The sequence below is a fragment of the Ramlibacter ginsenosidimutans genome (assembly GCF_016654015.1).
Lineage (GTDB): Bacteria > Pseudomonadota > Gammaproteobacteria > Burkholderiales > Burkholderiaceae_C > Ramlibacter > Ramlibacter ginsenosidimutans.
Window position 1 is genome coordinate 303,088 of sequence record NZ_JAEPWM010000005.1, and the last position, 21,109, is coordinate 324,196.

Genomic DNA, 21,109 nt, shown 5'->3' on the forward strand with positions numbered 1-21,109 from the left:
TCAGCGCAAGGTGTAGAGATAGCTTGCGATATCGCGCGCCTGCGCCTCGGTGATGCCCATCTCGGGCATCGCGTTGCCGGGCACGACGCTCTGCGGGTGCTGCACCCAGTGCACCATGTTCTCCGGCGTGTTGCGCAGCACGCCGGCGATGAAGATGCGGTCACCGATGCGCGTGAGCGGTGGCCCGACGTTGCCGTCCGCGCCGGCGATCCCCGGAATCGTGTGGCAGCCCGCGCAGCCCATGCGCGAGATCAGCGCTTGCCCGCGCTGCGGGTCGCCGCCCGGCACATTCCAGGCCGGGCGTCCCAGCGCCTGCGGCACCTTGGGGAGCGGCAGCCAGCCGTCGGCATGGCTCGCAGGCGCAGTGGCGCACAGCAGTGCCGCGGCACACCAGGCAGCGAGCGTCTTCATGTTCCGCACCAGGGAACGGTGAGGTGGCTCAGGATCGCATAGATGCTGGCCACCAGCACGATGCCGCTCGTGAGCATCCCGGACATCGCCATGAAGCGCGTGCGGCCGTCGCCACTTTCGAGCAGGTGATGGCCGCCGCCGGGTTTCTCGCCAGCTGTCCGCCGCCAGTTGAGCCAGCCGACGAAACCGCCCGCCACTGCGACCACGAGCACCACCAGGTCGCAGCCGACCACCCACGGCAGGACGTCCAGGCGCGGCTCCTGCAAGGGCATGTCGCTGGGGTAGCAGGCCTGGCTGGTCAGGATGTTGGCCAGCGTGAGCTGGACGAACCAGACCGCGGGCGGAAGCGCAAGGCAGACCCACATCCACCAGCGACCCACCTCATGGCGTTGCGGCGCCGGGTGCGGGTGCGCGGTGCCGGGCTGGCGCGTGTCCGTGTTCATCTCTGCACCCCGAGATAGGGCGAGAGGTAGATCGTCGCGAACACGGCGAGCCACACCGCGGTCACGAAGTGCCAGTACACCGCGCCGATCGACACCGCCGAATGCCGCCGCACGTCGAAGTAGCCGAGCAGCGCCCAGACCAGCAGGAACAGCAGCATCCCGAGGCCCACCAGCACGTGCGCCATGTGGAAGCCGGTGATGGTGAAGTAGAGCGAGCCGTAGGCGTTCGACGCGGGCGTGAAGCTCTTGTGCTTCCACTCGAGCACCTGCAGCGCGAGGAAGACGACGCCCAGCACGATCGTGAGCAGCAGGCCGAGGCGCAGCTTGCCCTGCTCGCCCCGGCGCAGGCCCCGCTCGCCCCACCACACCGTGCCGCTGGCCAGCAGCAGGATGATCGTGTCGGGCAGGGCGATGGTGAGCTTGGGCGCGCCGCCCGCGGGCCAGGGCGCGTGCGCCTGCGCCGCGACGTAGAAGTAGCTGAAGAGCAGGTAGCCGAAGAGTGCGGCTTCGGTGAGGACCACGCTCCACATGCCCCACCACCCGGACGACAGCCGGCCGCGGCTGCCCACCGGCAGCGGCTGCTGCAGGTCCATCGTGTCATGCACGCTCATGTTCGAACTCCGCGGTCTGGCCCAGTTGTTCCTCGGGCCAGAGCCACACGATGGTGGCAATGGCCGTGATGACGGCGCTCGCGCCGGCGAAGGTCCACGAGTGCAGCAGCAGTCCCGCGAACAGGGCGCTCAGGCCCAGCGTGAGGATCAGGGGCGCCGGCGAGTCGCCGGGCATGCGCAGGATCACGTCTGGCTCCGCATCGAGCACGGTCGTGCCGATGGTCTCCCGTCCATGATCGAGCAGCATGCCCTCGGCGAGGCGGGTGCGCTTGGGCGTGTCGTCCATGCGGTCTTCCCACAAGGGATTGCGGCTCGCCACGCTGGGGATCACCGCGAAGTTGTAGGGCGGCGGCGGCGACGACGTGGACCACTCCAGCGAGGCGCCATCCCAGGGGTTCGGGCCCGCCGGCAGGCCGCGCTTCAGGCTGTACACGATGTTGATGAGGAACAGCAGCACGCCGATGGCGAACAGCCAGGAGCCCAGCGAGATCACCAGGTTCAGCGTGCTCCAGCCCATGCCCGCCGGATAGGTATAGATGCGGCGCGGCATCCCGAGCAGGCCGGCGATGTGCATCGGGAAGAAGCCCACGTTGAAGCCGATGAACATCACCCAGAAGTTCCACTTGCCCAGGCGCTCGCTCATCATGCGGCCGGTCATCTTCGGGAACCAGTAGTAGGTGCCGCCGACGACCGCGAAGACGTTGATGCCGATGATCACGTAGTGCAGGTGCGCCACGACGAAGTACGTGTCGGTGAGCTGCCGGTCCACGGGCACGGCTGCGGTCATGAAGCCCGAGAGCCCGCCGATCACGAACAGCAGGATGAAGCCGGCGAAGAACAGGAAGGGCGTGCGGAACACCGGCCGGCCGGTCCAGATGGTCGCGAGCCACGAGAACACGGCCACCGCACTCGGGATCACGATGGCGAAACTTGCCGCGCTGAAGAACGAGAGCGACACGGGCGGCAGCCCGGTGGCGAACATGTGGTGCACCCAGACGCCGAGGCCGAGCACCATCGTCGTGACCGTGGCGAGCGCCACCGGCGTGTAGCCCACCAGCGGCCGCCGGCAGAAGGTGGGCAGGCCGTCGGAGACGATCCCCATCGCCGGCAGCACGATCGCGTACACCCAGGGGTGGCCGAACATCCAGAACAGGTGCTGCCAGAGCAGCGGCTGGCCGCCGCCGTTGACGTCGAAGAAATGCATGCCGAACTGCCGGTCCAGCCACAGCATGAAGAACGCGAGGCTCACCGCGGGCACCGCCAGCAGGTTGCCGACCGACGCCGTGATCGTGCCCCACACCAGGATCGGCACGCGGTTGATCGACATGCCCGGCGCGCGCGTGCGGAACAGCGTGACGACGAAGTTCACGGAGCCGACGGTGGTGGAGATGCCCAGCAGCACCATGCCCAGCGCGTAGACGTCGATGTTGATGCCGGGGTCGAACACCTTCCCCGAATACGGCACGTAGTTGAACCAGCCCGCGTCCGGCGCGCGGCCGATCAGGAAGCTGGAGTACAGGTAGATGCCCGACGCCACGTACACCCAGTACGAAAGCGCATTGAGGCGCGGGAAGGCCATGTCGCGCGAACCGAGGATCAGCGGCCACAGGTAGTTGCTGAAGCCGGAGAGCACGGGCAGGGCGTACAGGAAGATCATGGTCACGCCGTGCATCGTGAACAGCTGGTTGTACGCCTCGGGCGCGAGCACGTGGCCGTTCGGCTGCGCGAGCTGCAGCCGGATCACGGCCGCCTCCAGTCCGCCGAGCAGCAGGAACACGAAGGAGGTGACCAGGTAGCGCAGCCCGATTTCCTTGTGGTCCACGGAGCAGAGGGCGCCCCAGAATCCCGGGCGCGTTTCCCAGATCCCGCGCAGCCGCTCGTGCAGGCCGGGGTCGTCGGCTGCGCGGGTGATCACCGGGCGGCGCAAATGGGCGATGGCAGTGCTGTCCACGGGGCTCCTCGTCTAGCGCAGGGTCTGCAGGTAGGCGACCACTTGCTGCAGTTCCGCCGGCGTGATCGATGGGGCAGGCATGCGCGTGCCCGGCTTGATGGATTGCGGGTTGGAAATCCACGCGGCCAGGTTGCCCGGCGTGTTCGGCAGCGCGCCCGCGGCCACGGTGCTGCGCTCCATCAGGTGCGTCAGGTCGGGGCCGAGGATGCCCCCCGCGTCCGTGCCGCGCACCGTGTGGCAGGCGCCGCAACGGCTCACGAACAGCCGCTCGGCGTTCTCGCCCGGGCTGCCCGGTGCCGGCGCGGCTGCGGGTTGCAGTTGCCGGTCGCGCCAGGTCGCGAAGTCCTCCGGACGCTGCGCCACCACCAGCATCGCCATGTGCGCGTGCTGCGCGCCGCAGAACTCGCCGCACTGGCCTCGGTAGGTGCCGGGCTGCGACGCCTGCAGCCAGAGCTCGTTGGTGTGGCCGGGGATCATGTCGATCTTGCCGGACAACTGCGGGACCCAGAACGAGTGGATCACGTCCTCGCTGGACAACTCCACTTTCACCGGCTGGCCCACGGGGATGTGGATCTCGTTGGCGGTCGTGAACCCACGACTGGGATCGCTCGCCTGGTACTCCACGCGCCACCACCACTGGGCGCCGGTGACGTGCAGCTTCATCTGGTCCGCCGCGCCCGGCATGGCGATCGCGCGCAGCGTCAGCATGGTCCACACGGCGCAGGCCGCGAGCACGACGACGGTGATGCTCACGCCGACGTAGAGCCAGCTCATGCCGCCCGCGTCGCGGCGCACGGCCAGTTCAAATTCGGGGACGGGCGGGCGCCGGCGCAGGAGGCCGGCGAGCAGCGCGATGGTGACAAGGGCGAACACGACAATCGAAATCACGGCGAGCCCCCAGCCGAGACGCGTGACTGGATCCCCCGCCGTGCCGAAGGTCTGCACGTACGAAAGAGGCAGCGCCGTGGCCGCGCGCGCACCGGCGGGCAGCAGGGGCAGCGCGAGGAGCAGGGACTGCGGGATCCGCGTCATGGCGTCTTGCCCGGGTCCGGTCGCGCCTCCGCCGGGCTGCTCGTGGCCGTCTCGTTCCTGGGCTTGGCCTTCGCTGCATCCGCCGGCAGCGTGGAGGCAGTCTCCGGCGAGAACTGCGTGCCGGGCACGTCGCCTTGCACCCAGGCCTGGTACGCGCTGGCGGGGAACGTTCCGCCCAGCGACTGGATGTACGAGACCAGCTTCCAGATGTCGTTCGGGGGCAGCGCGGGGTTCCAGGCGGGCATGCCTTGCGGCCGCCCTTCGTAGATCGACTTGAAGATCTGCACCGGGGTGCCGCCGTAGCGCCAGTAGTGGTCGGTGAGGTTGGGGCCCATGCTGCCCTTGGCACCGTAGCCGTGGCAGCCCGCGCAGTTCATGCGCACGAACAGATCCTCTCCCTGTTGCACGGCTTGCGGGTTGTGCGCGTACGGGTTGTCCTGGATCGCGGGAGCCGGCGTCTTGCCGGGACCGGCCACGTCGCCGAGCGGCACGGCCGAGATGGCTTCGATGGACGGGGCCGCGTTCTCGGGTGCGGCGGCGACCGTGCTGCCGCCTTGCATGCGGTCGCAGCCGCCGAGCGCGAGCACGGCCAGCGCGAGCGCGGTGCGGCCGGCGGGGCTCACGGCTTGCCTCCCATGCCGTGGTCCGCGCGGGCCGCCGGACCGCCGGCTTCGGTCTCCAGCTGCGTGGTGCCCGTGGCCGATGAAACGCCGTCGAGCGAGAACACATACAAGGTGCTGCCACGCGGGGGGAATCCGGGCATCGTGGAGCTCACCATCGCCGCGCCGCCGATGCCCGAATAGATCGCGATGTACTGGTGGCCGTCGGGGCCCGTGTAGGTCATCGGCTGGCCGATCACGCCGGAGCCGAGCTTGTGCGACCACAGCACCTTGCCGCTGTGCGCATCGACCGCGCGGAACCAGCCATCTGCGGTGCCATAGAACACCAGGTTGCCGGCGGTCGCGAGCGAGCCGCTCATGGTCATGAACTTCTCGCGGATCGACCAGACCTTGCGGCCGGCCACCGGGTCCCAGGCCATGAACTCGCCCCAGTTGTCGCCCGGTCCCGCGTAGCGCTTCATCTCCATGCCGTCGTAGGGCGTGCCGGGGATGTACGACTGCGGATGGTCCGTCAGGTCCATGCAGATGTTGAAGATGCCCGCGTACACCAGGCCCGTCTGCGGCGAGTACGCCGAGGGCTGCCAGTCCTTGCCGCCGATGTCGGGCGGGCACACGTTGGGCAGCTTGACGTTGGGCTTGGGCTCCATCGCGGGGTTCACGATCGGCATGCCCGTCTTCAGGTCGATGCCCTTGGACCAGTTCTGGTACGCGAAGGGCTGGGCCGTCAGCACCTCGCCGGTCATGCGGTCGATCGTGTAGGCGAAGGCGTTGCGGTCGAAGTGCACCAGCACCTTGCGCTTGCGCCCGTTGATGGTGGCGTCCAGCAGCACGTTCTCGTTGACGCCGTCGTAGTCCCACTCGTCGTGCGGGGTGAACTGGTAGGCCCACCGGGCCATGCCGGTGCTGGCGTCGCGCGCGAAGATCGTGCTGGTCCACAGGTTGTAGCCGGGCCGCTGCGCCGGCACCCGCGGCCCCGGATTGCTGGTGCCGTAGAAGATGGTGTTGGTGTCCGGGTCGTAGGAGATCCAGGCCCACACCGATCCCGCGCCGCGGCGCGCCGCGCCCGGAGGCCAGGTGCTGACGCCGAGGTCCTTGCCCTTCATCCAGTCGTAGAACGGCTTGAATTCGGGGCCGATGCGCACTTCCTGGTCGGTGCCCGTGCTGTAGGCGCGCCAGACTTCCTTGCCCGTGTCGACGTCGAGCGCGGCGATCCAGCCCCACACGCCCAGTTCGCCGCCGCTGTTGCCGACGAAGACGCGGTTGCCGACCGCGAACGGCGCCATGGTCATGGTCTCGCCGTGGGTCGTGTCGCCCATCTTCGTGCGCCACAACTCCTTGCCGGTCTTGGCATCCAGCGCGATCGTGTGGTTGTCCAGCAGGTTGTAGATCAGCTTGCCGTTGACGAGCACGCCACCGCGGTTCACCGTGTCGCAGCAGGCCTTGCCGATCGACACCGGGGTGGGATCGGGCGCATACGACCACTTGATCGGCGAACCCGGCTTGGTGAGGTCGAGCGCATACGCGATGTTCGGGAACGGCGTCACGAGGTACATCGTGTTGTTCGCCACCAGCGGCGCCGCCTCGTGCCCGTTCTGCGTGCCGTCCGAGAACGTCCAGGCGGTCCGCAGGCGGGCCACGTTGGACGCGTTGATCTCGGCGAGCGGGCTGTAGCGGGTGTTCGCGTAATCGCGCGCCTGCATGTGCCATTCGCCGGGCGGGTCGTTCGGCGCGAAGTTCGCCGAGGTGGCGGCAGCGGGCGCTGCCTGGGGTGTGCCTTGCGGGAAAGCCGGGCCCGCGAGCAAGGAGGCGAGGAACAGGGCTCCCGACCAGCGCGCCCAACCAGCACGCAGCGCGGGGAGAAGACCACGGTGGGTCATGACGTCTCCAGGTGTTTTTATGTCGCGATGCGAGTTATATCGGCGCGCTCCTCGACCGTGCTTGGTTTGTTACAAATACTTTTTCATAACGCAGCCGGGCGATAGCAGTGCCGAGCAGGTGAACTGACCGCTGCCTGATGCCGGCGTTCGAAAGCGTTCGCGCCGGCGAAGGCACCGAGGGCACGTGGCTCTGCGGCGCGGGCTCGCGCGCTCGCTCGCTTCGTCCTTGCTTTTCTGCTGAACTTCCTGGCTCAGGAAGTCGTTCAAGGGCGTGGCTACGCCGCCTTGCGCCGCCGCGCCGCTTGCACGGCCTTCACCAGCGCGCCCTTGTCCATCTTGCTGCGGCCCGCGATCCCCAGGTCCGTCGCCAGGCGGGCAAGCTGTTCGCGCGTCATGCTCGCGAGCTCGCCGCCCGAGTCCGCGTGACTCACGCGCGCATGCTTCGCCGCGGCGCCCGGCGTGGCCTTCACCTCTCCGCCCAGGCTGTTGCGCAGCAACTGGACCAGGTCGATGATCTGCGCCCCTCCTTCGTCGGGCTCTTCGTCTTCGGCCGTCTCCGGCAAGGTGACCACGTCCTTGTGCGCCTTCAGCTTGCTGCGCGCCAGTTGCTCCAGCGCTTCGGCGTCCCGGTCTTCCAGCTCGTGCAGGTCCAGGCGTTTTTCCAGCGCGCGGTCGATCTCGCGGGTGAATTCCTCGACCTTCGCGGCGGTCACTCGCGTCGGCGCGGGCAGCCCGATGGCCTCCGGCGTGCGCAGTTCATCGACGTACCGCAGCGTCTCGGCGCGCAGTGCGCCGTGCTCGGCGATGATCGCGACGAGGTACTCGTGGCCGCGCATGACCAGGCGGCCGATGCCGGCCTTGCCGGTGCGTTCCATGGTCTGGGCGAGCAGGGAATACGCCTTGCCGGCGCGCTGCGTGGGGGCGAGGAAATAAGGCCGCACGAAGCTCGCGGGCGGCACCTGCTGCAGCGGCACGAACCGCAGCAGGTCGATGTCGCGCGAGGTCTCGGGCGCAGCGCTTTCGAACTCCGCCTCCGTGATCACGACGGCCTTGCCGCTGTCGGTCTCGTAGCCGCGCACGATCTCGTCGTCGTCCAGCGGCTTGCCGTCGCTCGCGCTGGTGTAGCGCCGGCCCAGTGGATGCCCTTGCGCGTCGACCATCTTCATCGAGGTGTCGCGGGCGCGGGCGGCGGCATAGAAATCCACGGGGATGCTGACCAGCCCGAAGGTGATGGTGCCGGACCAGAAGGCGCGCACGGGCGCGGCAGGCGCGTGATGCTCAGGCACGCTTGCGTCCTTGTCCGATGCTCGCGCGCAGCGCGTCCTCCAGGCTGGAGCTGGCCGCCGGCTCGCGCGGACGCAGCGGCGTCACCTTGCGGCCGTGGAGCTTGGCTTCGATGAGGGCGCTCAGGCGCTCGCGGTATTCGTCGTGCCATTGCGCGGGATCGAAGTCGCCGGAGATCGAGTCGACCAGTTGCGTGGCGAGCTTCAGTTCGGCTTCCGAGGGCGCTTTGGACTTCGCCGGCTGGACCTCGGGCATGGCCATGACCTGCTCGGAGCGCCGCAAGGTGATCATCTGCAGGTAGTCGCCTTCGGCGCGCAGCGCGCCCAGGTAGCGCTTCTTGCGCATCACCCAGCGGGCGATGCCCTCCGCCTGCTTCTGCGCGACGGCCCGGGCCAGCGCGAAATAGCGGTCCTCGTCCTCGTCGGGGCCCAACCAGTACGGCCGGTCGTACCACTGGTCCGAGAGCAGGCCGGCGGGGACGAATCGGCACAGGTGGATGTCGCGGCTGGCCGGCGGCTCCAGCGAGGCCAGTTCCTCAGGCTGCAGGATCACGGCCTCGCCGTTCCCGAGCGGGAAGGCCTTGCGCCGCGCGTCCGGCTCCACCGGCTCGCCGGTGTCCTTGCGCACGATCTCCTGCTGCACGTGCGCGTGGTTCTTGCGGTCCAGGAGCTTGAAGTGCACCGTGCGGTCTTCCACCGCCGAATACATCTTGACCGTCACCTGGTGCCGGCCGACCAGCAACTGGCCTTTCCAGATCGCCCGCGCGCTCATGGGTCGCCTTCGGGAGTGCACCCAGGACACAGCTGGTCCGCCTCGCCCAGGCAGTGGGCGCAACTGGGCGCGTCGCAGCCGGCGCAGCGGCGCTCGGCTTCGAGGTGGTAGCGCTGGCCGCAATGCGGGCACTCCTCGGTGCCGCCATGCAGCCACCAGGGCCTCGGTTTCGGGTCGGGTGAACGCTGTGGCATCGCTCGTGAAGGGAAGGACCGGCCGTTTCAGTTTACGTGCTTAGCGGCGCGCCGTGTGGGCTTGGGATCGTGAGCGGGGGTGCGCGGTAGTACGCGGGGGTGCTTTGTCGATAGAAGAACGCAGAGTGCGCAGAGGTTACGCAGAGGACGCAAAGAAAACCGCTTCGAGAAATTCCTTTGAATGTCTTCTCTGCGTCCTCTGCGTAACCTTTGCGCCCTCTGCGTTCTCCTGCCTCCATCAGCACGCAAGCTTCAAGCGGCCCCCGCTACGCGCCCGCCCCACCGCTCACCGCGGCAGCGCGTAGGCGATCACGCTGTCGCCCGCCTTGGTCTTGGTCGACCCGTGGCCGCCGGCAACCACCACCAGGAACTGGCGACCGTCGGAGCCCTCGTAGGTCATGGGCGTGGCCTGGCCGCCGGCCGGCAGCCGCGCGCGCCAGAGTTGCTTGCCGGTCGCCGCATCGTAGCCACGCACGTAGTAGTCCATCGTGCCGGAGAGGAACGCGACGCCACCGGCCGTGAGGATCGGGCCTCCGAGATTCGGCACGCCCATGCGGAACGGGACGGGCACGGGTGCGAGGTCGCGCACCGTGCCATTGCGATGCCGCCACACGACGTGACCCGCAGTGAGGTCCACTCCGGCCACGTAGCCCCAGGGCGGCTGCTGGCAGGGAATGCCCAGGGGCGACTCGAAGGGGTGCAGGTCGACGCCATACGGCGCGCCGAAGTTCTCGTTCAGCGCGGGCAGGCTGCCCTGGGGCGGCGTCTTGTTCACGACAAGCGCCTGGCCGTCGGGCCGCGGCACCAGTTTCGAGACGAAGGCGAGGTAGGTCGGCGTGGTGAACGCCCAGCCATGCACCGGGTCCACCGCGATCGAGCCCCAGTTGAACACGCCGAAGTTGCCGGGATAGATCAGCGAGCCTTGCAGCGAAGGCGCCGTGAAGCGGCCGTCGTAGCGCAGCTTGTGGAACGCCACGCGGCACCACAGCTGGTCGAACATGGTGCCGCCCCACATCTGGCTGCCCGTGAGCGGCGGCGGGTCGAAGGAGATGCCGGAGCGCGGCTGCGTCGGCGCGGAGTGGTCGCCCTGGATGGCGTCCTGCGGCGCGCGCTCCTCGTTGACCGGGACGACCGGCTGGCCGGTGCGCCGGTCCAGCACGAAGAGTTCTCCCTGCTTGGTCGGCTGCACGAGCACGGGCACGGTGGTGCTGCCGATGCGCAGGTCCAGCAGGCTGGGCTGCGAAGGCACGTCGTAGTCCCAGAGGTCGTGGTGCACGGTCTGGAAGACCCAGCGCACCTTGCCGGTGTGCAGGTCGAGGGCGACGATGGACGACGAGTACTTCTCCACAGGCGCGCTGCGATTGGCGCCCCACTGGTCCGGCGGCTGGTTGCCCATCGGCACGTAGACCAGGCCGAGGTTCTCGTCCGCCGCGGAGATGCTCCAGCTGTTCGGCGAGTTCACGGTGTAGGTCTGGCCCGGGGCGATCGGCGCGGTCTGGTCCGGATTGCCCGAGTCCCAGTTCCACACCAGAGCGCCGGTGTCGCTGTCGAACGCCCGGATCACGCCTGACTGCTCGTGCGTGGAGACGTTGTCCAGCACCGTGCCGCCGACGATCACCAGGTTGCGCGTCACGACGACCGGCGACGTCGAGTAGTACGAACCGGGCCGGTAGTTGGGCATGCCCGCCCACAGGTCGATCTGGCCCGTGCCGCCGCCGAACGAAGCGCAGACGTGGCCGTCTTCCGGGTTGAGTGCGATCAGGCGCCCGTCGGCCGTGGCGAAGAACAGCTTGGACGCGCAGGTCGCATCGGCAGCCGAAGTGGTCGCAGCGACCATGGGTGCGTGCGAAGGCGACACCACCGCGATCGGCGGTGTCCCGGGGACCTTGCCGGCCGGCACCGGTCCGGTGATCGAGAGTGCGCCGACCTGGCCCTGGCTGCGGGCCTGTGTGTCGGCGCCGGCCTCCGAGGCGGCGCTGGCCGCGGGCGATGGTGCGCTCGCGGCCGCTGAGGACGCGCCGGCCGCGGCCGCGACGGACTGCGCCGGCGCTGGCGCCGCGCTCGCGCTGCCACTGTTGCCCGTAGCGGGTCCCTGCCAGCTCAATCCGCGGCAGGTCAGGTGCTGCAATGCGAGCTTGTCCTGGATCTGGATCTGCGGATCGAAACGCCAGAGCTGCTGGCCCGTCGTCGCGTCGAGCGCGATCACGTTCTGGTGCGGCGTGCAGAGGATGAGGCGGTTGCCGATCTTCAGCGGCGTCACCTCGTACGTCGTTTCCACCGGGTCGCCGGGCCGGCCGCGCAGGTCGCCGGTGTGGTAGTGCCAGACCTCCTTCAGTTCGTGCACGTTGGCGGGCGTGATCTGGCGCAGCGCTGAATAGCGTTGCCCGAACGGCGAGCCGCCGTAAGCCGTCCAGTCGGCGGCGGCCACGCCGGCCGGCGGGGATGCCGCGGTGCTGGACGCCAGCGTGCCCGACAGGTCGTGCGGGTCGTGGATGCGCGTGACCAGCGCGACCAGCGCGAACGCACCAAGCGCGACCGCCACGGCCAGCCTGCCCGCGCCGGCGCGCGCGGCGCCGCGGCTGGCGGCAGGAATGAGCAGGAGCACCCCCAGCACGAACAGGACGTCCAGTCGCGCGGCGAGCGGCCACCAGTCGAGACCGGATTCCCACAGCGCCCAGAGGAGGGTCCCGGCGAAGATCGCGGCGAACAGGGGCAGCGCCCACGCGCTGCGGCGCCACAGCAGCACCGCATCCACGACGAGCAGCAAACCGGCGATGAGGTAGTAAGCCGAGCCGCCCTCGGCCACCAGCCACGCCCCGCCGAAGAGCAGGGCGAGCCCGCTGAGGGCGAGAAGCACCGCGAGGATGGTCGTGAAGAGGTGCCTGCGTTCAGTCATGAGCTGCTCCCTTGTTCCGTATTACGTTTGGGACAAATATGCAGGCTTGGTTCCCTGGCCCGATCGGCGGGCGCGCCGATTGCGATTGTCGGGCTGCCGGCGCCCGGCAGGTGACCCCTTTTGCCACGGGGCACGATAGAATTTGGACAAATGTAGTCGCGCGACGCACGCGTGCGAATTCGTCCGACACGCTGTGCGGCGGCTGCGCGCGAACCTTCTCGCATTTCCATGCGACGCCGCGACCCCATCCTTGCCCCGTTGCGCTGCGCCAAGTCCGTGGAGGAACCATGAGCCCGACCCGCATGCAATCCAGCGACCCCGCCAGCACCGTCGACATCCGCGCGTTCCGCGCACTGGCCGCGCTGGAGCTCTACGAGGCGCAGCTGAAAGTGCTGCTGCACGACCCCGCCGAGCCGGGCAGGCGTCACCGGCTGCGCGAACACATGGCGGAACTGCGCCGCTGCTGCGCGGGATGCGCGGGGCTGACCGTCCCCTGGCTGGATCTCATGATCTCGCACCACGAACTGCTCGAACGGCTGGACGAGGGACCGCGGCCGCGCACCGATGACCACGAGCAAGCCCTCGCCCGGGCCACGCGGCGTCACCAGGCCTGCCTGCGCGAGCTCGCCGTGGCCTGCCGCCGCAAGATGCAGGCCCGCACGCTCGTGGGCACGCGCGAATCGGTGTCCCGGACGCGGCGCGCCGCGCAAGCCGATGCGGGCGACGCCCGCAATGCATCCTGAAGATTGGACGCCGCCGGCTGGGGCGCTGCGTCGGCATGGCCACACGCTTGTAAAGAGAGCTGCCCGCGGCTCGGCAACGGGTGTACAGTCCGGGCAGATTGGATTGCCACAAATGCACGTGGCGCAGGTGAGGTCCCATGGTCACCAACCTCGAAGCCGAAATCCGGGCGGAAAGCGACGACCGCCCGTACGCGCCGCCCCGGCGCTCCGGCCGCCTGATCGGCCTGGCAGCGCTCGTCGTGGCTGCCGCCATCGCGGCGTGGCTGATGCGTGGGCCGCCGCAAGCGCCGGTCGCGCCCGGCGCCGCACCCGCTCCAGTCGCGGCGCAAGCGCCCGCTGCGCCAGCGCCGACGCCTGCGATCCAGTATCCAGTCCCCGCGCCCGAGGCGGCCCTGCGCGCAGACGATATCCCGCAGGCGCTCACGCAGCTGCTGGGCGCGGCTGCGGTCCGGACCTTCCTGCAGACCGTCGACTTTCCGCGCCGCGTGGCGGCGACCATCGACAGCCTCGGGCGCGAGCATGCGCCTGTCGCGGCCTGGCCGGTGCAGCCGATCCCCGGCGCCTTCAGCGTCGAGGAACGTCCCGATGGTCCGGTGATCGCGCCCGGCAATGCAGCAAGGTACACGCCCTTCGTGCAGTTCGTGGCGAGCATCGACGCGGACCGGGCGGTGGCGCTCTACCGCCGCATGTACCCGCTGCTGCAGGGCGCCTATCGCGAACTGGGCTTCGGCGACCGCTACCTGAACGACCGCGTCATGACGGTCATCGACCTCATGCTCGCCGCGCCCGAGCCCGCCGAGCCGCCGCAGCTGCAGCTCACGGAAGTGAAGGGGCCCGTGCCATCGACGCACCCGTGGGTGCGCTACCAGTACGCCGACCCGCAACTGGAAAGCCTCGCCGCCGGCCAGAAGATCCTCGTGCGGGTCGGGCTTGCGAACGAGCGCACGCTCAAGGCCAAGCTGCGCCAGGTGCGCAAGCTGCTGGTGTCCGGAGCCGCAGCTGCCCCGCCGGCGACCCGATAAACCGGGCATATGGGTACGCAGGCCAGGACCGCCCCTGCGCAGGCACGCGCTACCAGGCGGGCACGCGCGGCGCACCCGGCACCCGACAGCAAGTCAATGCAGCCCGCCCCCGTCGCCGAGCCTGCGCACAAGGTGCTGCGCCGCTTCCGTGTGGTGTTCAATTCGGTCAAGGCGCATTTGCGGGCGGTGGAGTCCGAAGCCGGCGTCTCGGGCGCGCAGCTGTGGGCACTGAGCGTCATCCGGCAGCAACCCGGGCTGGGCGTCAGCGATCTCGCCCACGCGATGCACGTGCACCAGTCCACCGCCAGCAACCTGCTGCGCTCGCTGGTGCAGTCGGACCTCGTGCACTCCCTGCGCGAGGAGGAGGACCGCCGCTCCGTGCAGCTGTACCTCACGCCGCGCGGACAGAAGGTGCTGGCGAAAGCGCCGGGCCCGTTCGAGGGCATCCTGCCGGACGCCCTGCGCAAGCTCGATCCCAAGGCCCTGGCGCGCCTGGACCGTGACCTGGCCAAGCTGATCGAGCTGCTGGGCCCGGAGGCGCAGGACAAGAACTTGCCTCTCGGTCACTAGTGCATCCTGGGTGCGTGCGCGACGCTGTCGTTGCTCTCGCGCCCCGGCACGGCCATCGCCCCACGAGGGTGGCGCGGGGAAATGCATTGCGGCACATGTGTTCGAACAACGGGTGGCCTGGCGCCTCCTTCTACCGCGCAGCCAGGACCGCCCGCGTCCTCGTTCTTTTCACGACGCGCTCAGGTCCGTGCCGTCCATGCCGGACAGCACGTCGCGCGCGATCCGTTCCTGCCCTTCGTCGAGGCCCGCCGCCAGCAGCAGGACGGTGCCGCGCGCAACGGGCCGGTCGAAGTTGCCCTGGTAGGTCGTGCCATAGCCCGGACGCGCAGGATCGTTGAAGCCCGAATCGGTCGTCGCGCCGTTGCCGACGGCGAAGTTGCCGCTCACAGGGCCGGCCTCGTCCTCGCGCGCCCAGATGCGCAGCGCGTCCTTGGCGATGCCGGCTTCGGTGAGTGCCTGCACGGCGGTGTTGGCCTGCTCGAGGGTTGCGAACGATTGCTTGATGGTTGCGCTGCCCATGCGATCTCTCCCGGATGTGGCGTCCCGTTGCGGAACGGCTGGAAACATTCTTACAAATTCATCGCGCCTCCGGGCGCACGGCGCGAAGCCGCAGCGACAGAATTCATTTCGACACAAAGACCCTGCATGAACGACCTCGACTGCGCATGCGCGAGGCTGCCCCGCCGGCCGGCGCGGTCCACGGCAGGCACGCGTCGCATCCCGTTCCTGCTGGCCCTGCTGCTCTCCGGCTGCGCCGGGGGCGTGCTGGACCCGCACGGCGTGGTGGGCGCTGCCGAGCGGGAGGTCACGCTGAATGCACTGGCGGTGATGCTGGTCATCGTGGTCCCCACCATTCTGGTCGCAGTGGCCTTCGCGTGGTGGTTCCGCGCCTCGAATCCGCGCGCACACCGGCGGCCGCAGTTCGCCTACTCGGGCCGCGTCGAGCTGATCGTCTGGTCCATTCCGCTGCTGGCCATCGTCTTCATCGGCGGGCTGATCTGGAGCGGCTCCCACCGGCTCGACCCGTTCGCGCCACTGCCGGGGCCGGCGCGGCCGCTGGAGGTGCAGGTGGTGTCGCTCGACTGGAAGTGGCTCTTCATCTATCCGGAGCAGGGCGTGGCGACCGTGAACCAGCTGGTCGTGCCCACGGGTGTGCCTGTCCATTTCTCGCTCACCTCCGGCAGCGTGATGAACTCGTTCTGGGTTCCGCAGCTCGGGGGCATGGTCGCCACCATGAACCGCATGGCGACTCAGCTCTCGCTGCAGGCGGACGATGCCGGCGATTACTACGGCCAGTCCGCGCAGTTCAGCGGCGACGGTTTTTCCGGGATGCATTTCCTCGTGCATGCCGTTGCCGCCGACAACTTCGCCCGCTGGCTGAACGCGACGCGGCAGGCGGGGGGCGCGCTGGATGCCGCGAGCTATGCCGAGCTCGCGCGCCAGAGCCGCGACGTCCAGCCCTTCACCTACCGGTCCGTGCAGGCCGGACTGTTCGACGCGGTCGTGCAGCAGCAGATCCCGCCCGCCGGCGGCCCCGAGGTGGGCCACGGGGGCGCGGCCGCCAATCCCCGCACCGGAAGCTGAGATGTTCGGAAAACTGACCTGGAACGCCATCCCCTGGGACCAGCCCATCCCGCTCGCCGCGGGCGCGACCGTGCTGGTCATCCTGATCGCCGTCATTGCGTGGGTGGTCATCAAGGGCCACCTTCCCTACCTCTGGCGCGAGTGGATCACCAGCGTCGACCACAAGCGCATCGGCGTGATGTACACGCTGCTGGGCATCCTCATGCTGCTGCGCGGCTTCGTCGACGCCGTGATGATGCGCTCGCAGCAGGCCCTGGCCTTCCGTGCGCCCGGCTTCCTGCCGCCCGAGCACTACAACCAGGTCTTCACCGCGCACGGAACCATCATGATCTTCTTCGCGGCCATGCCGCTCATGATCGGCCTGATGAACTTCGTCGTGCCGCTGCAGCTGGGCGTGCGCGACGTCGCCTTCCCCACGCTCAACTCCACCGGCTTCTGGCTCACCGCCACGGGCGCGCTGCTGATCAACGTGTCGCTGGTCGTGGGCGAGTTCGCGCGCACCGGCTGGGTCGCCTACCCGCCGCTGTCCGAGCTGCCGTATTCGCCCGGTGTCGGCGTCGACTACTACCTGTGGTCGTTGCTGATCTCGGGCGTGGGCACGCTGATCAACGGCATCAACCTGGTCACCACCATCCTCAAGACCCGCGCGCCGGGCATGCGCTACACGCGCATGCCCATGTTCACCTGGACCGCGCTCGCCGCCAACCTGCTCATCGTCGCCGCCTTCCCCGTGCTCACCGCCACGCTCGCGATGCTGGCGCTGGACCGCTACCTCGGCTTCCATTTCTTCACCAACACGGCCGGCGGCAACATGATGATGTTCATCAACCTGATCTGGGCCTGGGGCCATCCGGAGGTGTACATCCTGGCGCTGCCGGCCTTCGGCATCTTCTCCGAGATCTTCTCGACCTTCTCCCGCAAGCCGCTGTTCGGCTACCGCTCCATGGTGATCGCGACGATGGCGATCTGCCTGATCTCCTTCACCGTCTGGCTGCACCACTTCTTCACCATGGGCGCAGGCGCCGACGTCAACGCCATCTTCGGCATCGCGACCAGCCTGATCGCCGTGGCCACCGGCGTGAAGGTCTACAACTGGATCTTCACCATGTACGGCGGCAGCATCCGCTTCGACACGCCGATGCTGTGGGCGCTCGGCTTCATCGTCACCTTCGTCATCGGCGGCATGACGGGCGTGCTGCTGGCCGTCCCGCCCGCCGACTTCCAGCTGCACGACAGCCTGTTCCTGGTGGCGCACTTCCACAACGTGATCGTGGGTGGCGTGCTGTTCGCCGCCTTCGCGGGCATCACGTTCTGGTTCCCCAAGGCGTTCGGCTTTCGCCTGCACGAAGGCTGGGGCAAGGCCGCGTTCTGGCTGGGCCTCGCCGGCTTCTACATCGTCTTCATGCCGCTCTACGTGGTGGGCCTGCTGGGCATGACGCGGCGGCTGCAGCACTACGACGTCGCCGCATGGCGGCCGTGGGTGCTCATCGCCGGTGCCGGCATCATCGTCATGGCCGCGGGCGCGGCCTGCCAGGTGTTCCAGCTCGCCTACAGCATCCGGCATCGCGACTCGCTGCGCGACCTCACCGGCGACCCCTGGCATGGCCGCTCGCTCGAATGGGCGACGTCTTCGCCGCCGCCGTCCTTCAATTTCGCCGTGCTGCCGCGCGTGCATGGCACCGAGCCCTACTGGGAGATCAAGCGCCGCGCCATCGAGACGCAGCAGTTGCCCAAGGAGCCCGACTACGCACCGATCGAGCTGCCCCGCAACAGCCCCACCGGCTTCATCTGCGCGTTCTTCGCTACGCTCACCGGCTTCGCGCTGATCTGGCACATCTGGTGGCTGGTGATCGTCGGGCTGGTGGCCGCCTATGCCGTGTTCGTCTGGTTCGCGTGGCGCGACGTGTCCGAGAAGATCGTGCCGGCCACGGTGGTCGCGCGGATCGACCGCGAGCGGCGCCGCGCCCGCGCGGACTGGCTGGCCCGCAACGCGGGCGGGGAGCCGGCATGAGCGCGACCGCTCCATTCGCCGAAGGTGGCTTCGATCCGTACAGGGTTGGTCATCGCCACGGCGAGGCCGGGCACTCCGTGGCCACGGGCCGCGGCGAGGGCGGGCCGGCCTCCAAGACCGTGATCGTCGGGTACGGCTTCTGGCTGTTCCTGCTCAGCGACGTCGTCATGTTCTCGTGCTTCTTCGCCGCGCACGCGGTGCTCCAGACCGAGACCGCGGGCGGACCCTCGGGCCGCGAGCTGTTCGACCCCAGCCGGGTCGCCATCGAGACCGCCTGCCTGCTGCTCTCCAGCTTCACCTGCGGGCTGGCCGGCGTGTCGGCGCAGATGGGAAGGCAGCTCTGGACGCAGCTGGCGCTGCTGGTCACCGGCCTGCTCGGCGTCGCCTTCCTCGGCCTGGAAGCGTCCGAGTTCGCCGGGATGATCGCCAGCGGCGCGGGTCCGCAGCGCAGTGCCTTCCTCTCCTCGTTCTTCGCGCTGGTGGGCTGCCACGGCCTGCATGTGCTCGCCGGCCTGCTGTGGCTCGGGACCATGATGGCCCAGTTCCTCGCGAAGGGCTTCCGCGCCGACATCATGCGTCGCATGCTGTGCTTCAACCTGTTCTGGCACACGCTCGACATCATCTGGGTCGCGCTGTTCACGATGGTGTACCTGATCGGAGAAGGACGATGAGCGAGCACGACCACCTCGCGGCGCCGGCGCACGACGAGGACGACATCGGCCCGGGACTCGCGACCCCCGGGGTGAATCCGAAGGCGGCGATCGGCAGCTATGCGCTGGGGCTGGTGCTGTCCGCGCTGCTCACGGCGGCATCCTTCTACGCGGTGCGCACACACCTGATCTGGGGCCCGGCCATCCCGGCGGCCCTGATCGTGCTGGCCATCGCGCAGATCGGCATCCACCTGGTGTTCTTCCTGCACATGACCACCGCGCCGGACAACACCAACAACGTGCTGGCGCTCGCCTTCGGCATCCTCATCGTCGCCTTGATCGTGGGCGGCTCGCTGTGGATCATGGCGCACCTCGATCACAACATGCTGCCCATGAGCGAGGTCCTCAAGCGGCAGCGCTGAGGCAGCGCGCAGCGCGCGGGTCGCAGCCTGGGGCCTTCGCGCAGGTTGGCAGTGAGTCTTCGTAGTCTTCGTAGGCTGGGGTGAGCCACGCGAACCCCAGCATTCCAGTTCTGCCGCAAGCTGGGGTTCGCCTGCGGCTCACCGCCAGCCTACGATTTGCGCTTCGCCTTCCGCCCGGCTTGTCAGCGCAGCACGGCCCTGGAGAGATCGAGCACGCGAGCGCGGGCTGCGTGGGCGACCTCGCGCAGGCGCAGCGTCTCGGCGCCGAGCGGGCAGGGCGCTTCGCCTCCGGGCGCGCGCAGCGCCTCGGTCCACAGTCGCACTTCGCAGTCCGCGAGTTCGGCTTCGGCATGGCGCCATTGCTCGTACAACGCTTCGTACTCCTGAAGCGCCATGCGATCGCCAGGGGTCACTGAATACGTCATCGAGGCCATGCGCGTATTCCAGCGCAAGCCGCCCCGCACGATTTGCCTCACGTCAAGGAAGTGACGGGCGCCGCATGCGCCGCGTCAAGCAGGCAGGGGGCGGCCGTGCCTTCGCTCGCGGCTTACCGCGTCGTGACCTGCGAGCGGATCTCGCCGCCCGGATGCGCGCGCGTGTGCACGTTGACGTACCAGCGGCCCGCCAGCAGGTCGGCGGCCTGCGCATCGGTCAGCGTCGCCTCGCCCTTGATGGGGCTCGCCGCATTGGCGAACGGGACGATGACGCCGGCGTTCGTCCCGGGCGCGGCCGGCCCGTGGAAGTGCGCCGCCGTCGCCGGCCCGCTCAGGCCCGAGTAGGTCACGGTGTACTCCAGCTTGTGCGACGTCTTGTCGTAGCTGGCGTCGAGCGTGCCCGTGCCGGCCGAGGTCACCGGCGGCACCTCCTGGGCGCCGGTCAGCGTGCCACCGAGGTGCGTGGCACCGTTGTGCGTGGAGCTCCAGGGCATCTCGGCACAGGCGGCGAGCGTGAGCGCCGCAACGGCGGCAAGGACCAGTTTCGGGGCAGGGCGCATGGGGCATCCTCGGTTCGCATCGGCAACAGTGCCGGCCCGCAGATTGCCACGCGCGACGGCCGCCGGGGTACAGGGATTCCCGTACTCAGGCAGGCGGATGGGCGGCGGGATCGGTGACGTCCCAGGAGTGGAAGACCTCGCGCGGGCTGCGCGTCTCGGGGAGCACATACACGATCGCGCCGGACTGGCGCACGGTCGGGCTCAGCACCTGTTCGTAGAACGGGATGGGGAGGTTGATGCACCCGAAGGAGATGCGCCGGTCCGCCGCGTTGGGCGAAGCAAGCCGTTCGGGGCGCCGTTCGGCACGCACCTTGTCGATGACGCGGTGCATGGCGACCGCGCCGGCGTAGTCGATCCAGACGACGTCCACACCGGAGTCGTCCCAGCCCGGCACGGCGACGAAGCGGCCGGCGGGCGTGGTCTTCTCGTCGTCGCGCACTTCCGCAAGCGGCTTGTCCCCGACGCCGGGCGCCGTGTCGTCACCGACGGTCAGTCCCACCAGCGCCGGTGCGCTGGCCACCAGCTTGCCGCGCGCATCGAAGGCGTAGACGGTGGCGGCCTGCTTGTCCAGGATCACGACGGCGCGGCCCTGGTTGTCGCCGGTGTAGAAGGCCCAGTTCGCCACCTCGCGCACGCCGGCGGAGACCGGCGTGCCGCCGAAGTCCGCGAGCCGCCGGGGCTGCAGCGCAGCGGACGGGCTTTTGGCCGGGAAGCGATGCGCTGCGACCGGCGTCGCCGTCGCCGTTGCGGCCGCGACGCTCTCCGCATGCACTGCAGGGCCGGCCAGCACGCCCGCTGCCAGCCATGCGGCGGCCAGGAGGTGCTGGACGGATAGCGGGCGGCTGCAGCGGTTGCGCATCTTCCAAGGTCGTCGGTGGCGGATGCGATCAGCATAGGCAAGCAGGGTGCGCCGCGCGTTTCGGCTGCGTTGCGCCTCGTCGTAGGAAGGCGCCGCATGCAAGTGGGGGGCCGGGTGAGATTGCTACGAAGTCGCCAAGTCCCGTCCCGGAAAGGCGTAGGCTG

Annotated in this window: 21 protein-coding genes; 7 read left to right on the forward strand and 14 right to left on the reverse strand. The window is 69.2% G+C overall.

The annotated features are described in order from the left end of the window. From JJB11_RS14555 to JJB11_RS14600, 10 genes are all read right to left on the reverse strand, one after another. A complete protein-coding gene (locus JJB11_RS14555) occupies positions 1-411 on the reverse strand; it encodes a c-type cytochrome (RefSeq protein ID WP_201964855.1) in 411 nt (136 codons plus the stop codon). Next, complete coding sequence (locus tag JJB11_RS14560; RefSeq protein WP_201172446.1) at positions 408-854, reverse strand: hypothetical protein; 447 nt, start codon at positions 852-854, stop codon at positions 408-410. The genes JJB11_RS14555 and JJB11_RS14560 overlap by 4 nt, the downstream gene beginning before the upstream one ends. Continuing rightward, positions 851-1,465, reverse strand: a complete 615-nt coding sequence (locus JJB11_RS14565) for a cytochrome c oxidase subunit 3 (protein ID WP_201172447.1) — start codon at positions 1,463-1,465, stop codon at positions 851-853. Before JJB11_RS14565 ends, JJB11_RS14560 begins: the two co-directional genes overlap by 4 nt. Next, on the reverse strand, positions 1,452-3,401 hold the full coding sequence (ctaD, locus tag JJB11_RS14570) for a cytochrome c oxidase subunit I (protein ID WP_377372013.1): 1,950 nt from the start codon (positions 3,399-3,401) through the stop codon (positions 1,452-1,454). The genes JJB11_RS14565 and ctaD overlap by 14 nt, the downstream gene beginning before the upstream one ends. A gap of 27 nt (positions 3,402-3,428) precedes the next feature. Next, positions 3,429-4,448, reverse strand: a complete 1,020-nt coding sequence (gene coxB / locus JJB11_RS14575; protein ID WP_201172452.1) for a cytochrome c oxidase subunit II — start codon at positions 4,446-4,448, stop codon at positions 3,429-3,431. After that, positions 4,445-5,071 (reverse strand): c-type cytochrome, encoded by a 627-nt coding sequence (locus JJB11_RS26030; protein WP_201172455.1) that lies wholly within the window; start codon positions 5,069-5,071, stop codon positions 4,445-4,447. Before JJB11_RS26030 ends, coxB begins: the two co-directional genes overlap by 4 nt. Beyond that, on the reverse strand, positions 5,068-6,945 hold the full coding sequence (locus JJB11_RS14585) for a PQQ-dependent dehydrogenase, methanol/ethanol family (protein WP_201172458.1): 1,878 nt from the start codon (positions 6,943-6,945) through the stop codon (positions 5,068-5,070). Before JJB11_RS14585 ends, JJB11_RS26030 begins: the two co-directional genes overlap by 4 nt. 275 nt (positions 6,946-7,220) lie before the next feature. Further along, positions 7,221-8,231 carry a non-homologous end joining protein Ku gene (gene ku / locus JJB11_RS14590; protein ID WP_201172473.1) on the reverse strand — a complete coding sequence of 337 codons (1,011 nt, stop codon included), beginning with the start codon at positions 8,229-8,231 and terminating at the stop codon, positions 7,221-7,223. Next, positions 8,224-9,000, reverse strand: coding sequence for a non-homologous end joining protein Ku (ku, locus tag JJB11_RS14595; protein ID WP_201172475.1), 777 nt, complete (start codon positions 8,998-9,000; stop codon positions 8,224-8,226). The genes ku (JJB11_RS14590) and ku (JJB11_RS14595) overlap by 8 nt, the downstream gene beginning before the upstream one ends. 480 nt (positions 9,001-9,480) lie before the next feature. Next, positions 9,481-12,090, reverse strand: coding sequence for an outer membrane protein assembly factor BamB family protein (locus JJB11_RS14600; RefSeq protein ID WP_201172486.1), 2,610 nt, complete (start codon positions 12,088-12,090; stop codon positions 9,481-9,483). Positions 12,091-12,377: 287 nt separating this feature from the next. On the opposite strand from JJB11_RS14600, the gene JJB11_RS14605 reads away from it, so the two are divergent. The 3 genes from JJB11_RS14605 to JJB11_RS14615 all read left to right on the forward strand — a co-directional run bounded on the left by JJB11_RS14605 (position 12,378) and on the right by JJB11_RS14615 (position 14,425). Then, a complete protein-coding gene (locus JJB11_RS14605) occupies positions 12,378-12,833 on the forward strand; it encodes a hypothetical protein (RefSeq protein ID WP_201172488.1) in 456 nt (151 codons plus the stop codon). 137 nt (positions 12,834-12,970) lie between these two features. Beyond that, positions 12,971-13,855 (forward strand): DUF3014 domain-containing protein, encoded by an 885-nt coding sequence (locus JJB11_RS14610; RefSeq protein ID WP_201172491.1) that lies wholly within the window; start codon positions 12,971-12,973, stop codon positions 13,853-13,855. 96 nt (positions 13,856-13,951) lie between these two features. Further along, complete coding sequence (locus tag JJB11_RS14615; protein ID WP_201172494.1) at positions 13,952-14,425, forward strand: MarR family winged helix-turn-helix transcriptional regulator; 474 nt, start codon at positions 13,952-13,954, stop codon at positions 14,423-14,425. 168 nt (positions 14,426-14,593) lie between these two features. Here the strand turns inward: JJB11_RS14615 and JJB11_RS14620 are convergent, their stop codons facing one another. Then, the gene (locus JJB11_RS14620; protein WP_201172497.1) at positions 14,594-14,944 is read right to left on the reverse strand and encodes a hypothetical protein; all 351 of its coding nucleotides are present in this window, start codon (positions 14,942-14,944) and stop codon (positions 14,594-14,596) included. Between the two features lie 126 nt (positions 14,945-15,070). Here JJB11_RS14620 and cyoA point away from each other — a divergent pair, with 126 nt between their 5' ends. Genes cyoA through cyoD form a run of 4 tightly spaced genes read left to right on the forward strand, consistent with a single transcriptional unit; the run spans position 15,071 to position 19,092 of the window. Next, entirely contained in the window at positions 15,071-16,009 is a 939-nt protein-coding gene (gene cyoA, locus JJB11_RS14625; protein WP_201172500.1) for a ubiquinol oxidase subunit II, read from the forward strand. A 1-nt stretch (position 16,010) separates the two neighbouring features. Then, on the forward strand, positions 16,011-18,020 hold the full coding sequence (locus tag JJB11_RS14630) for a cbb3-type cytochrome c oxidase subunit I (protein WP_201172503.1): 2,010 nt from the start codon (positions 16,011-16,013) through the stop codon (positions 18,018-18,020). Next, entirely contained in the window at positions 18,017-18,691 is a 675-nt protein-coding gene (locus tag JJB11_RS14635; RefSeq protein WP_201172506.1) for a cytochrome (ubi)quinol oxidase subunit III, read from the forward strand. Before JJB11_RS14630 ends, JJB11_RS14635 begins: the two co-directional genes overlap by 4 nt. Further along, positions 18,688-19,092 carry a cytochrome o ubiquinol oxidase subunit IV gene (gene cyoD / locus JJB11_RS14640; RefSeq protein ID WP_201172509.1) on the forward strand — a complete coding sequence of 135 codons (405 nt, stop codon included), beginning with the start codon at positions 18,688-18,690 and terminating at the stop codon, positions 19,090-19,092. The genes JJB11_RS14635 and cyoD overlap by 4 nt, the downstream gene beginning before the upstream one ends. Positions 19,093-19,274: 182 nt before the next feature. Here cyoD and JJB11_RS14645 read toward each other — a convergent pair whose 3' ends face one another. The 3 genes from JJB11_RS14645 to JJB11_RS14655 all read right to left on the reverse strand — a co-directional run bounded on the left by JJB11_RS14645 (position 19,275) and on the right by JJB11_RS14655 (position 20,945). Beyond that, positions 19,275-19,526 carry a hypothetical protein gene (locus JJB11_RS14645; RefSeq protein ID WP_201172512.1) on the reverse strand — a complete coding sequence of 84 codons (252 nt, stop codon included), beginning with the start codon at positions 19,524-19,526 and terminating at the stop codon, positions 19,275-19,277. Positions 19,527-19,639: 113 nt separating this feature from the next. Next, positions 19,640-20,020 (reverse strand): CHRD domain-containing protein, encoded by a 381-nt coding sequence (locus JJB11_RS14650; protein WP_242528983.1) that lies wholly within the window; start codon positions 20,018-20,020, stop codon positions 19,640-19,642. A gap of 151 nt (positions 20,021-20,171) precedes the next feature. Then, on the reverse strand, positions 20,172-20,945 hold the full coding sequence (locus JJB11_RS14655) for a hypothetical protein (protein ID WP_201172517.1): 774 nt from the start codon (positions 20,943-20,945) through the stop codon (positions 20,172-20,174). Positions 20,946-21,109 lie beyond the last annotated feature (164 nt).